Consider the following 12,962-nt stretch of genomic DNA (forward strand, 5'->3'; position numbering starts at 1 on the left):
ATCAGCCCCCGTAAAGGTTCTTGTCGTGCTTCTCGACAATCGCGGCGAACCGACGGGCAAAGCGCTCGTCGGCCTTGGCCTTTTTTTCCAGCACGTCACGGGCAAAGACCATGTGCCCTTCATGGGCCTCCAGCATGTCGGCCATCTTCTGGTTGGTGGCCGTGCCGATGGCGGCCATGGCCGTCTGTGCCTCCTGATCGGTCTGTACGCCGATCTCGTTGATCCGATGCGCCACGTCCTGCTGCTGCGCGGTCTTCAGAGACTTGGTCAGCGCATCATAAAGCACCACCCGCTGCTGCGTGTCCGTCTGCAGCTTGTTGATCAGCACCATCTGCGTCGCCGCCTGGTTTTGCAGGCTGTCCACCCAGGTCTTGCCCTTTTCGATATAGCGCTCGAGCGTCTGCGACTTGGCGAGTTTCACCTGTTCGTCCTGCACCCTGGCGTTGTAGGCCTTGTTCAACTCCGCCAGCTCGGTTTCCAGCTTGGTCCGCGCAGCGGCGTCCTGTTCGACACTGATCCTGTTTTCCAGCGCGATGATCTGTGGATCCATCGCCAGGATTTCGGCCCGCACCTCTTCCAACGCGGCGACGGTCGCCTCGCGATCGCCCAGTGTACTCGTCAGGTTGGTTTCAACCTTGGTGCGCTGCTCTTCCAGAACCGCAAGCTGCCCTTCGAGCAGCTTCACGATCACGTCCGACTTGGCGATAAGATCCTGCAACTTGTCGTCGATATTGGCGGTGCGCATCCGTTCCTGCCGCAGGGATTCGGATTTGCCCTTGGAAAAGATGCCGACAAAGCTCTCCCACCCGGTTTTCGAGCGCATCTCGTCGAAGTCCCGGGAAAACGCACTGGTCACGTCGTCCAGCCCCATGATCAGTTCGGCAATGTTGGCGTTCATCACCTCGGTATGGGCATGCACGTCTTCCAGCGTCGCATTCTCTATGTCGATTTCGGCCTCGCCCGCCGCAATCTTCGACCGCGCCGCCTCGATCCGGCTGGTTACACTTTCGATCTGCGCCTGGCTTTCGCGCACCTTGCGCTGTGTTTCCAGGATCATCGCCTCGAATGCAGTATCGGACATGGCTTTATCCTTTGAGTTCAAAAGCTTCGAAAAAAGATAGGGAATGTGATGGCGATTTACATCCCCCGGCGCGGATGTTTCCCCAAGAACTGTGGCAAAGTCGCGAGAAAAAGGAAAGCGGCAAGACATCGGGCTTGCGGCCATCTGGCCAAGGTCCGAAGATGTTGCGGAAACCCAGCAGGACCCGGATCATGCCCCAGACCTTTGCGCCCGTCACCGCCACTGGCACCGGTGAAACAGAACGCCCAGCCCCCGAGAAAGTGATCTCTGGCGATCCTGTCTTCACGACATGGAATCTCGAAGAGAGCGATGGTCTCTATTGCGGCATCTGGAGCGCCACCCCAGGCAAATGGCGCGTATCCTATGACGAGTGGGAGTATTGCCGGATCCTGTCGGGCTATTCGGTGCTGACGGATGCCGACGGCCACACCCGCGACTTGCGGGCGGGCGACAGCTTCATCATCCGTCCCGGATTCTCCGGAACCTGGGAGGTGATCGAAACCACCACCAAGGATTACGTGATCCGGTTGTGACACACGATACTCCGCCCCCATGAGGGGGCGAAGATTTTTCGGCGAAAAATCTCCGCCGTCTCAACCAACAATGTTGAACCCGGGACCGTAGGGATAGCCGGTGATGTTCTCGTTGCCATCCTCGGTGATCACGAGAATGTCGTGCTCCCGATACCCGCCGGCACCCGGCTGATCGTTGGCAATCGTCAGCATCGGTTCCATCGAGATCACCATTCCGGGTTCCAGCACGGTGTCGATATCCTCGCGCAGTTCCAGCCCCGCCTCGCGGCCATAGTAATGGCTGAGCACACCGAAGCTGTGGCCATAGCCGAAGGCGCGGTATTGCAGCAGGTCGCGCTCGGCGAAGAAATCGTTGATCTTGTGGGTGACCTCGGCGCAGCTGGCGCCGGGTTTCAACAGCGAAATACCGTATTCGTGCGCGGCGACGTTGGCTTCCCAAATCTTCAGGCTGGCCGCGTCGACCTCCTGCACGAACATGGTGCGTTCCAGCGCTGTGTAATAGCCCGAGATCATCGGAAAGGTGTTGAGCGACAGGATATCCCCCCGCTCCAGCACCCGGCCCGTCACCGGGTTATGCGCGCCATCGGTGTTGAGACCCGACTGGAACCAGACCCAGGTGTCGCGGTATTCCGCATCGGGGAACCGTTTGGCAATCTCCAGCTCCATCGCGTCGCGCCCGGCCATGGCCACGTCGATCTCGCGCACCCCGGCCTTGACCGCATCGCGGATGGCATATCCGCCCACATCGGCCACTTGCGCGCCTTGCCGGATCAGGGCGATCTCGGCGGGTGATTTCATCATCCGCTGGCGCATGGTGGTGTCGAACAGATCGACCGTTTTCGACGGCGCGAGGAAGCTGTCGAGCTTGCCTTTTTGCAACAGGCTGAGGTGGTCGCTTTCATAGCCGATCACCCGCCCCTCGCCGGTCACCGAACGGATCGCGCGCCAATAGTTGTCGCGCTGCCAGTCGGTATAGGTGATGTTGTCACCATGGCAGCGCCGCCAGGGCTGGCCCGCGTCGATACCGGCGCTGATCGTCAGGCTTTCGGTCGGAGTGACCACCAGCGCATAGGGCCGCCCGAAGGCGCAATAGAGAAAGCCCGAGTAATAGGCGATGTTGTGCATCGAGGTGAAGACGGCGGCCTCGACGCCCAGCACCTCCATGCGGGCGCGCAGGCCCAACAGACGGGCTTCGTATTCCGCGGCCTCGAAAGGCAGTTTGGCCTCGGCGCCATTGTGAAAACGATAGAATTCCGGACGCGACAAGTCAGCGGTCATGGATGACCCTCCTTTGCAGAAAGGTCCCGGCGTTCAGGACGGGGGATTGGGCACATGCCGCGCGGCATGAGGCGACGCCATCGCCAGAGCCCGCGCGGACATTGGCGCAAGCATTCGAGTCGATCAAGTGGGAGTTTCACATGTCGAACCCTCCCAATTTGATCAAATCTGGATTGATTCCTCCCCGCGAGTGGACATAGACAAGAGCCGACACACCTGTTTGGGTGCACCCGAGACATTCTAGGCGGAGACACAGCCATGCTGGACGAAACGACCGATCTGAAATCGCTCCTCAAGAACCCGGAGTTGCTGGCGACCAGGGCCTATATCGGCGGCCAATGGGTTGACGGCGATAACGGCACCTTTGCCGTGACCAACCCCGCGCGCGGCGACGTGATCGCCGAGGTCGCGGACCTGAGCCGCGCCCAGGTGGCGGGCGCCATCGCCCAGGCCGAAGCCGCGCAAAAGGAATGGGCCCGGTACACCGGCAAGGAGCGCGCCGCAATCCTGCGCCGCTGGTATGACCTGATGATGGCCAATGCCGAGGACCTGGGCCGCATCCTGACCGCCGAGCAGGGCAAGCCCCTGGCCGAAGCCATCGGCGAGATCGCCTATGGCGCGTCCTTCATCGAGTTCTTCGCCGAAGAGGCCAAGCGCATCTATGGCGAGACCATTCCCGGCCACCAGCGCGACAAGCGGATCACCGTTCTGAAACAGCCCATTGGCGTCGCCGCGTCCATCACGCCGTGGAACTTCCCCAACGCGATGATCACCCGCAAGGCCGGCCCGGCGCTGGCGGCCGGCTGCGCCTTTGTCGCGCGGCCCGCGGCGGAAACTCCGCTGTCGGCGCTGGTGCTGGCGGTGCTGGCCGAACAGGCCGGCATTCCGGCGGGCGTGTTCAACGTGGTGCCCTCGTCGCGCGCAAGCGAGATCGGCAAGGAGTTCTGCGAGAACCCCGGCGTGCGCAAGCTGACCTTTACCGGCTCGACCGAAGTCGGTCGCATCCTGCTGAAACAGGCCGCCGATCAGGTGATGAAATGCTCGATGGAACTGGGCGGCAACGCGCCCTTCATCGTGTTCGACGATGCCGATCTGGATGCCGCCGTCGAAGGCGCGATGATGTGCAAGTTCCGCAACAACGGCCAGACCTGTGTCTGCGCCAACCGGATTTATGTCCAGGCCGGCGTCTATGACGAATTTGCCGCCAAGCTGAAGCTGGCGGTCGAGAACCTAAAGGTTGGCGACGGGCTCAGCGCCGGGACCACCACCGGGCCGCTGATCAACGCGGATGCGGTCGAAAAGGTGAAAGAACATATTGCCGACGTAGCCGCCAAGGGCGGTGCGATCCTGACCGGCGGCCTGCCGCATGATCTCGGCGGCACCTTCTTCCAGCCGACCGTGATGACCGGCGTCACCCAGGACATGAAGGTCGCGCAGGAAGAAACCTTTGGCCCGTTGGCGCCGCTCTTCAGGTTCGACACGGTGGACGAGGTGATCCACATGGCGAACGACACCATCTTCGGTCTGGCCGCGTATTTCTATGCCAAGGACCTGAGCCGCGTCTACAAGGTGGCCGAGGCACTGGAATATGGCATCGTCGGCGTCAACACCGGCATCATCTCGACCGAGGTGGCACCGTTCGGCGGCGTCAAGCAATCCGGGCTGGGCCGTGAAGGCAGCCATCACGGAATCGAGGATTACCTGGAGATGAAATACATCTGCATGTCGGTCTGACCGGGTTCAGGCGGGCGCGGCAAGCATCCCCATCAGCTGTGCCACCGCCGCGTTCCAGGCTGCTGTTTCATCGGGCGACAGCCCATCGCCCATTACATCTGCCAAGGCGGTCTGCAAGGCGCGGGCCGCCTTTTTCAGGTCCGCAGGGTTCAGGTTGAACCGCGCATGGGACCGGGCCAGGCCGCGCCCCAGAACCCGGAAATTGTCCGCGTCGCTCATCCCGCGCACCGTGGCGGCCAGCATCGAGGCGAACATCTCCTTCTGCGCGGGAAAGTCGTTCTTGAACAACCGCCGCGCCTCCGGAAGCTCCAGGAACAAATGGTGATAAAACCGCTCGGTCAGATCCGCCTTTCGTGTAAATACCCTGGCAAAACTGGATTGCACCAGCCGGATCTGATCGTCGGTCATGCCGCCTCGCTCACGCGCTACTGGCCGGGTTCTCCCGGTCGCAGGCGAGTATGAGGGCTGGCGGTTAACGGCGGGTTTCCGCTTCGCGACTACGCAACCGGTGCCGGGTCTGGAGATATCCCGATATCACCGGCGCTTGCGGGCAACCTTGCGCTTGACCTTGTCGGCCTTGTGCTTGGCCCTGGCCGCCTGGCGCCGCACCACGCGCTTGCCCTTGGCGGTGCCGCCGCCGCGGGGCAACTCCTTCTCTTCGAGGCTCAGCAGTTCGAATTCCAGTCCGCCTGTCACCGGAGAGGCCTGCGCCAGGCGCACGGTGACCCGCTGGCCGATAGCGATCAGCAGCCCGGTCTCCGACCCCATCAACGTTCCCGCCTCGCGGTCGAAATGAAAGAACTCGCGCCCCAGCGAGCGCACCGGAACCAGCCCGTCGGCCCCGGTCTCGTCCAGTTTGACGAAAGCGCCGAAGCGGGCGATGCCGCTGATCCGGCCGGTGAATTCGTTACCCACCCGCTCCGAGAGGTAAGCCGCGAGATAACGGTCGGTCGTGTCGCGCTCGGCCATCATCGAACGGCGTTCGGTGTCCGAGATATGGGTGGCGATCCGGTCCAGCTGCTCGATCTCGTCCGCCGTCAGCCCGTCCTCGCCCCAGCCATGCGCCTTGATCAGGCCACGATGCACGATCAGGTCCGAGTAGCGCCGGATCGGCGAGGTGAAATGCGCATAGTTCCTCAGCGCCAGTCCGAAATGCCCGAAGTTTTCCGGGTTGTAATAGGCCTGCGCCATCGACCGCAGGGTGGACATGTTGATCAGTTCCGCCTCGTCCGTACCCGCCGCCTGATGCAGCAGCGCGTTCAGGTGGCGGGTTTGCAGCACCTGCCCCTTGGCCAGCGTCAACCCCGAGGCCTGCGCGGTCTCGCGCAGCGCCTCCAGCTTTTCGGGCGCGGGTTCCTCGTGGACCCGAAACAAGAGCGGCACGCGTTTCGCAATCAGCGTCTCGGCGGCGGCCACATTGGCGAGGATCATGAACTCCTCGATCAGCTTGTGCGCGTCCAGCCGGTCGCGAAAGGCCACGCTTTCCACATGGCCCTTGTCGTTCAGCACGATCTTGCGTTCCGGCAGGTCGAGGTCCAGCGGCTGACGCCGCGCGCGGGCGGCTTCCAGAGCCTGGTAAGCGGCATAAAGCGGCTTCAGCACCTCCTCGACCAGCGGTCCGGTCTTGTCGTTGGGGGCGCCGTCGATGGCGGCTTGCACCTCCTGATAGTTCAGCGAGGCGACCGAGCGCATCAGCCCCCGGACAAACCGGTGACCGATCTTGTTGCCCTGCGCATCGATCTGCATCCGCACCGCCATACAGGCGCGCGGCACGCCCTCGTGCAGAGAACACAGATCGCCCGACAACCGGTCGGGCAGCATCGGCACCACCCGGTCCGGGAAATAGGTCGAGTTGCCGCGCTTGCGCGCCTCGCGGTCCAGTGCGCTGCCGGGGCGGACATAGGCCGCCACATCGGCAATCGCGACCCAGATCACATGGCCGCCCGGATTCTTCGGGTCATCGTCGGCATGGGCGAAACAGGCGTCGTCATGGTCGCGTGCATCCGACGGGTCGATGGTGATCAGCGGCATGTCGCGCAGGTCCTGCCGCCCGGACAGGCCCAGAGGCTTGGCCCGGTCGGCCTCCTCGATCACCTTGTCGGGAAAGTCGTCAGGGATGCCGTGCTGGTGAATGGCGATGAGCGACACCGCCTTGGGCGCGGATGGATCGCCCAGCCGCTCGATGATGCGGGCGCGCGGCAGACCCATGCGACCCTTTGGTCCGGCCTGTTCGGCCTCGACCAGTTCGCCATCCTTGGCGCCATGCACTGCACCTTCGGCCACCAGCCATTCGTTCTGGCCCGCCTTGTCGATGGGCACGATACGCCCGCCCTCGGTCCCCTTGCGGAAGATGCCCAGGATCTTGTGCGGGTTGGTGCCGATCCGCCGGATCAGCCGCGCCTCGTAATTGTGGTCTTCCTCGTGCACCACCGTGAGGCGCGCGAGAATACGGTCGCCCGCCCCCAGCGCCGGATCGCTGGCGCGCGGCAGGACCAGCACGATGGGCTCGACCCCTTCGCCGTGCCATTCCAGCGGGCGCGCGAACAGATCGCCATTCTCGTCAGGCTCCTTGACCTGCAACACGCTAACCGGCGGCAACCTGTCGGGATCGCCATAGCTGCGTTTGCGCTTCTCCAGATGGCCCTCGGCCTCCAGCTCCTTGAGGATGCGTTTCAGGTCGATCCGGTCCGAGCCCTTGATGCCAAAGGCCTTGGCGATATCGCGTTTCGAAGTGAGCGTGGGATGCGCGGAAATCCAGTCGAGGATCTCCTGCTTCGTAGGGATGCGTGTCATGCCCTTGCCGTAGCACGCGGCGCGGGGCGCGTCACCGCAAAAGCGACGGTTTCCCAGCCTGCCGCAGGTCGGCAAAGGTGTCGATGTCGCGCAAAACATCAACCAGAGCAATCCGATGCCCGTCGAGACCCGCCAGCGTGTCGGCCAGCGCCTGTTCGCCGGACCATCTGACACCCTCGAACAGCGGGCGCGGCAAGGCTCGGCGCCGCGCCGCGCCCACCAGCCAATAGCCGCCGTCGGTCGCCGGGCCGAACACAAACTCGGCGCCACCCAGCGCCGCAAAAGCGCGACCTATGTGGGCACGAGTAACCCCCGGAATATCGGCACCGATCAGGCAGACCGGCCCGCATGGCGCGCTCCGCAACTGAAGCGCCATGCGCTGCCCCAGATCGCCCCGCCCCTGCGGACGGCGCGTCAGATCGCCGGGCCAGACCCGGCTGGCCAGACCCTCGGCATCAGGCGACACCGCCAGCACGATCTGCCAGCGCGGGTCGCGCAGCCGCCGGATCAGCGCCCGCGTCTGGTGGCGGAACCACCAGGCCGCGCCGACCATGCCGATGTCGCGCCCCAGCCGGGTTTTCACCCGGCCCGGTCGCGGTTCCTTGACCATGATGACCAGAGTGCGCCGCATCGCTGTGGCTCAGGCGAAATAGTCCCGCAGGATCCGGCCATAAATGGCCTTGAGCTGGTGGATCTGGGCGATCTCGACCCGCTCGTCCACCTGGTGCATTGTACGGCCCACCAGCCCGAATTCGACCACCGGGCAATGGTCCTTGACAAAGCGCGCGTCCGAAGTGCCGCCCGAGGTCGACAGTACCGGCGCCACGCCGGTTTCCGCCTCGACCGCTGCCGCCACCAGATCGGACAGCGCACCGGGCGGGGTGAGGAAGCTTTCGCCGGAAATCTTGACCTTCATTTCGACCGTAACGCCGAATTCCCCGGCCACCCTGTCCGCCTCGGCCTGCATCCACTCCGTCAGGCTGGCGCCAGAATGCAGGTCATTGAACCGGATGTTCACCGTCGCGCGGCATTGCGCCGGGATCACGTTGGTCGCGGTGTTGCCGGTGTCGATGGTCACTACCGCCAGTGTCGAGGCGTCGAAATGGTCGGTTCCCTCGTCCAGGGTGTGACTGGCCAGCCGGTCCATCAGCCGCGCCATTGCCGGCAAGGGGTTTTTCGCCCGGTGCGGATAGGCCGAATGCCCCTGCACCCCATTTACCGTGAACCAAGCCGACATCGAACCACGCCGTCCGATCTTCATCATCTCGCCCATCCGGTCCGGGCAGGTCGGTTCACCCACCAGGCAGACCGACATCCGCTCGCCTGCCGCATCCATGTAGTCGAGCAGGGCGGTTGTGCCGTCGATGGATGCGCCCTCTTCATCTCCGGTAATGGTCAGGATCACCGCCCCGTCGGGCGGTGTCCGCGTGACGAAATCCGCCGCCGCCGCCGCAAAGGCCGCGACGCCCGATTTCATGTCGGTCGCGCCGCGCCCGTAGAGAAACCCGTCCTTTTCCTCGGCGCCAAAAGGCGGCATCGTCCAGGCCGCCGCATCACCCACCGGCACCACGTCGGTATGCCCGTTGAACCCGAAGGTCCGCGGATGGCCCTTGGCCCCCCAGCGGGCGAACAGGTTGCGCACCCCACCGCGATCGACCCGGACACAGGAAAAACCGGCCTCGGAAAGCACGCTTTCCACAACGTCCAGCGCGCCATCATCCTCGGGCGTGACCGAGGCACAACGGATCAGATCGGCGGTCAGCCGGACGGCATCGGTGGTCATGGTCGGACTCCTCGGGCAAGGTCGCAGTGTCTGGGCGTCACATTTGTGACGAAATGACCGCAATGCCAACCCTTTTGCGTTGATATTCTACTTAACAACCGAAGCTTGCTCGTGCTACGGTTGCGCATAATAACAAGACCCGAGGCAGGGTATCGAGCTTTTCGCCTGAAAAAGGCAGAACCGGAAACGACCGCACAAAAGATGCGGACGGTTCATTCGTCGGACCGGATCTCCCGGCGCGGCCTCCCTGCTTCGAACCATGACGTGTTGGGGAAGGACATGACCAGGGGAGCCGGGCTTATAAACAATACGGGCGCCTTTGCGATGCAGATGGAAAATGCCATATTCGGCAGCAGAGCAACCGTCGTCCGCGTCCCGACGGATTGCCAGGCAGCACAAGGCGCGGTTGCTTGCCTCTTCGATGAAGGTTGCATGACATGAGCTGGATCGCCATTTCTTCTCAGGAGACACACAGGTTCGATCTGGCCGGACTGTCCAATCTCAGCAATTCGGTCGAAAACGGAAACGTATCCGATGACGAATTGTTGGTGCGCGGCTCCCTTGTTTTCGAAACCCGCCTTCCAAACGCGAACCGGCCCAGATTCCTGCTGCACTACGAACGGCGGGGCGCCTGGCCATTCCACCTGTCCTTGCAGGCGATCCCCGGCGGAGGCCTGATCCTAATCGTCCACCAGGGCGGTTCGGTGCTGCATCAGGTGCTCAACATTGCCGACAGCGGCCGCATCGAAACATTGCGCCTCAGCTATGCCTGGGACGCGCCCGCACGGGCAGGTTGGCTGGCCCTTGAACATGACGAACGCGAATTCGCGCTTCTGGTCGAAGTCCAGGCGCCACCACCCTTGCGATGCGGCGACCTGAGGACGCTCTTCACCGATGGCAATCATCGGTTCGTGTCTCCTGACATGGTCTATTTCGCGCTGTCGGACCAGATCGAACCGGTCGGCCCGATGCCATCGCTGCTTCCCGATACGCCGGTCGCCACCCCGTCCGGCTACCGGGCGCTGCGCGACATCCGGCGGGGCGATACCGTGATCACCGCCAATGGCGATGCGGTCCCCGTGTTGCAAACGGTCAGCCGGACAATGCCCGCCTTTGGCAGCACCGCACCCCTGACCGTTCGGCGCCCGTATTTCGGCCTGCGGCAGGATATCGTCGTTGCGCCCTCGCAACGGTTTCTGCTTTCCGGGTCCCAGGTGGAGTACCTCTTCGGCCGCGAGGCGGTTCTGGTCTCGGCGAGGCATCTGGTTGGCGGGCACTCGGTCACGCCGGCGCGCGCCGGGATGACGGTCACCTATGGACAGTTGTTGCTGCCATCGAACGATGCGGTGGTGACTGCGGGCACACTTGCCGAAAGCCTCTACATCGGCCGCCTGCACCGGCGGCCGCTCCACCTTGCGGCCAGTATCCTGGCCGGGTTCGACCGGACACGCCTACCCGATCACGGACGGCCTGCGCATATGGTCCTGCGCGCCTTCGACGCCCGCATCCTGGCCGAAGCGCGCGCCGCCTGATCGGCGCATTGTGGCCTACGGGCGTTTGTAGACCGTCCGCCCGCCGCAGATCGTCCGGCGTACCGCCACGCGATCCAGAACCCCGGGGTCCATTGCCTCGATTTCGCCGTCCAGGATGACGACATCGGCCAGCTTTCCCGGTGTCAGGCTGCCCTTGATCGTATCGGTCCTTTCGGCAAAGGCGCCGCCCATCGTATAGCCGCTCAGGGCCTCGGCGAGTGTCAGGCGCGGGTCTGCCTGTTCGGCGCACCAGCTCTGCCGGGTCACCGCCGCATGAAACCCCCGCATCACCGAGATATCGGTCACAGGCCAGTCAGACGCCAGCGCGATGGCGACACCGGCATCCTTGAGCCGACGGACCGGATAGCTGTCAGGCCAGCGTTCCGGGGGAATCGCGCCTTGCGCCGGTTGCAGCGGGAAGCCGGTGCCGGGCACATGCATCGGCTGCATCGATGCAATCACCCCCAGTTCGGCCAGCCTGGGTATGTCGGCCGGGTCGATCAGCTCGATATGCTCGATCCGGTGCCGCAATCCGCTGTCCCCGTTGGCCCGGCGTGCCGCCGCATAGCCGTCGAGCACCCGCGCGGTCGCCGCATCGCCGATGGAATGAACCGCGATCTGGAGGCCGCGCCGGTCGATCTCGGTCGCAAGCCGCGCAAAGCGTTCGGCCGGGAACCGGCCATGCGCGCGCCAGCCGGGGCGACCGGGATAATCCGCCTTCATGAAGGCAGTGTTGCTTTCGATCACACCGTCCATGAACAGCTTGACGAAACCCGAGGCCAGCCATTCATCGTTCCAGCGCGCATGCATCTCGCTGGCGCGTTCCAGCTCGGCCTCGTCCATCTCGGGCAGGAAATGGAACGGAACCCGCACCCGTGCAGTCAGGCGCCCCTCGGCCCGCAACTGGTCGAGCAGATCGAGCGTGTAGAGGTTGCCGTCCATGTTCACGATCGACGTCACCCCATGCGCATTCGCATGGGCCAGCCCGCGCGCCAGCGACTCGAGGTCTCCCGCGCGCTGAGCCGCGGTCGGAGCCGGGTCCGGTTCGGTCCCGACCGCGAGCCCCTGCATGGCCCGGTAATAACCGCTGAGGCTAAGAACGGGCGCATAGGCTTCGGGTTCCAGCAGGGTACCATTGGCCAGCCCGTCATCGCCCATCACCACCTCGTGCCCGTCCGAGGTTTCGCGCCCATGCAGAACGCCCGCCTGCTCCAGCGCCCGCGTGTTGGCCCAGACCGTGTGATGGTCATCAGCGACCAGCGCCAATGGCCGGTCCGGCATGATGGTGTCGAGCAGCAGGCGCGGCACGCGTCCGTCGAACAGCGCATAGCCTGGCCCCTGCGCGACCATCAGCCCGGCACCGGATAGCCGGGCCGCACCCTCGGCCAGCTTGCGCCGAACGGCCTCGGAGTCGGTGGCGCCATGCAGATGCACCTGGTCGAGCTATGCCCCGCCAATGAACAGGTGCAGGTGGCTTTCCACGAACCCCGGCAATACGGTGCAACCGCCGGCATCAATTACCTCTGTTTCGGGTCCGGCCAGCGCCCGCACCTCATCCTCGGTTCCGACCGACAGGATCCGCGCCCCGGCCAGGGCGATCGCCTCGGCCCTTGGCCGCTGCGGGTCCTGCGTCAGGACCATCCCCCTTACAATGATCGAATCGGCCACTGCCATGGTGTAACGCCCTTCCGTTTTCCGGATCGGGCCAAATGCGCCGACCCTTGTGCCCCAGTTGGACGTCAAATTGTCCCAAGGACCGGGTTGCCCGCAAGAAGAAGTTCCCGGACATGCGGAACAAGGCCCCGCAACGCAAGACGGAACCTTTTACCAGATCTGGCGGAAATGATTTCGATCGCGGAACTGTTCCCGGTCAGCCCGGCTGATCATCGAAGAACGGTGTCATCTGGGCCACAATCACGGCGTTTTCATCCAGCGCCCTCTGCATCAGCGCCCGTTCCTCGTCGTCGATCTCATGGCCCTGCGCCTCGCGTTCTTCCAGCGTGCCATAGCCGGTGACATCCAGCGGCGCGGTATCGGCCTGTTTCAGGATGGCGACGGTTTCACGGACGGCCTCGGCCTCGTCCACGCCGCTGGCATAACACATGAGCGCCGCGCCGGTGGCACCGTCAGGCAGGCCATCCCCGGACTTGCGTCCGATCTGGACGACAAGCGTGAATACCTGCTGGCGAGATTGTTTCCTGGGCTTTTCCATGCCGCCGCCTTAGCCT

At 64.0% G+C, this 12,962-nt stretch carries 10 protein-coding genes and 1 pseudogene; 3 read left to right on the forward strand and 8 right to left on the reverse strand.

Annotated elements, in window-relative coordinates; all coding sequences use genetic code 11:
- Window position 1: 1 nt before the first annotated feature.
- Window positions 2-1,081: a hypothetical protein gene (locus tag BLT75_RS04925; protein WP_093028330.1), complete on the reverse strand. Its 1,080-nt coding sequence runs from the start codon at window positions 1,079-1,081 to the stop codon at window positions 2-4.
- 191 nt (window positions 1,082-1,272) lie between these two features.
- On the opposite strand from BLT75_RS04925, the gene BLT75_RS04930 reads away from it, so the two are divergent.
- Window positions 1,273-1,614, forward strand: coding sequence for a cupin domain-containing protein (locus tag BLT75_RS04930; RefSeq protein ID WP_093029038.1), 342 nt, complete (start codon window positions 1,273-1,275; stop codon window positions 1,612-1,614).
- 60 nt (window positions 1,615-1,674) lie between these two features.
- Here BLT75_RS04930 and BLT75_RS04935 read toward each other — a convergent pair whose 3' ends face one another.
- A complete protein-coding gene (locus BLT75_RS04935) occupies window positions 1,675-2,892 on the reverse strand; it encodes a M24 family metallopeptidase (protein ID WP_093028333.1) in 1,218 nt (405 codons plus the stop codon).
- Between the two features lie 258 nt (window positions 2,893-3,150).
- Between BLT75_RS04935 and BLT75_RS04940 the strand changes: the two genes are divergently transcribed.
- Window positions 3,151-4,626: an NAD-dependent succinate-semialdehyde dehydrogenase gene (locus BLT75_RS04940; protein WP_093028335.1), complete on the forward strand. Its 1,476-nt coding sequence runs from the start codon at window positions 3,151-3,153 to the stop codon at window positions 4,624-4,626.
- Between the two features lie 6 nt (window positions 4,627-4,632).
- Here BLT75_RS04940 and BLT75_RS04945 read toward each other — a convergent pair whose 3' ends face one another.
- The 4 genes from BLT75_RS04945 to dapE form a co-directional block, all read right to left on the reverse strand.
- Window positions 4,633-5,034 carry a globin domain-containing protein gene (locus tag BLT75_RS04945; protein WP_093028337.1) on the reverse strand — a complete coding sequence of 134 codons (402 nt, stop codon included), beginning with the start codon at window positions 5,032-5,034 and terminating at the stop codon, window positions 4,633-4,635.
- Between the two features lie 126 nt (window positions 5,035-5,160).
- On the reverse strand, window positions 5,161-7,419 hold the full coding sequence (gene rnr / locus BLT75_RS04950; protein WP_093028339.1) for a ribonuclease R: 2,259 nt from the start codon (window positions 7,417-7,419) through the stop codon (window positions 5,161-5,163).
- 31 nt (window positions 7,420-7,450) lie between these two features.
- Complete coding sequence (locus BLT75_RS04955) at window positions 7,451-8,050, reverse strand: TIGR04282 family arsenosugar biosynthesis glycosyltransferase (protein ID WP_093028341.1); 600 nt, start codon at window positions 8,048-8,050, stop codon at window positions 7,451-7,453.
- A gap of 9 nt (window positions 8,051-8,059) precedes the next feature.
- Window positions 8,060-9,202: a succinyl-diaminopimelate desuccinylase gene (gene dapE / locus BLT75_RS04960; RefSeq protein ID WP_093028343.1), complete on the reverse strand. Its 1,143-nt coding sequence runs from the start codon at window positions 9,200-9,202 to the stop codon at window positions 8,060-8,062.
- 437 nt (window positions 9,203-9,639) lie between these two features.
- On the opposite strand from dapE, the gene BLT75_RS04965 reads away from it, so the two are divergent.
- Window positions 9,640-10,734 (forward strand): Hint domain-containing protein, encoded by a 1,095-nt coding sequence (locus BLT75_RS04965; protein ID WP_093028345.1) that lies wholly within the window; start codon window positions 9,640-9,642, stop codon window positions 10,732-10,734.
- A gap of 15 nt (window positions 10,735-10,749) precedes the next feature.
- Here BLT75_RS04965 and BLT75_RS04970 read toward each other — a convergent pair.
- Window positions 10,750-12,408, reverse strand: a pseudogene (locus BLT75_RS04970) (amidohydrolase).
- Window positions 12,409-12,604: 196 nt separating this feature from the next.
- Window positions 12,605-12,946, reverse strand: a complete 342-nt coding sequence (locus BLT75_RS04975) for a hypothetical protein (RefSeq protein WP_093028347.1) — start codon at window positions 12,944-12,946, stop codon at window positions 12,605-12,607.
- Between the last annotated feature and the right edge of the window lie 16 nt (window positions 12,947-12,962).

The organism is Ruegeria marina (assembly GCF_900101475.1).
GTDB lineage: Bacteria > Pseudomonadota > Alphaproteobacteria > Rhodobacterales > Rhodobacteraceae > Ruegeria_B > Ruegeria_B marina.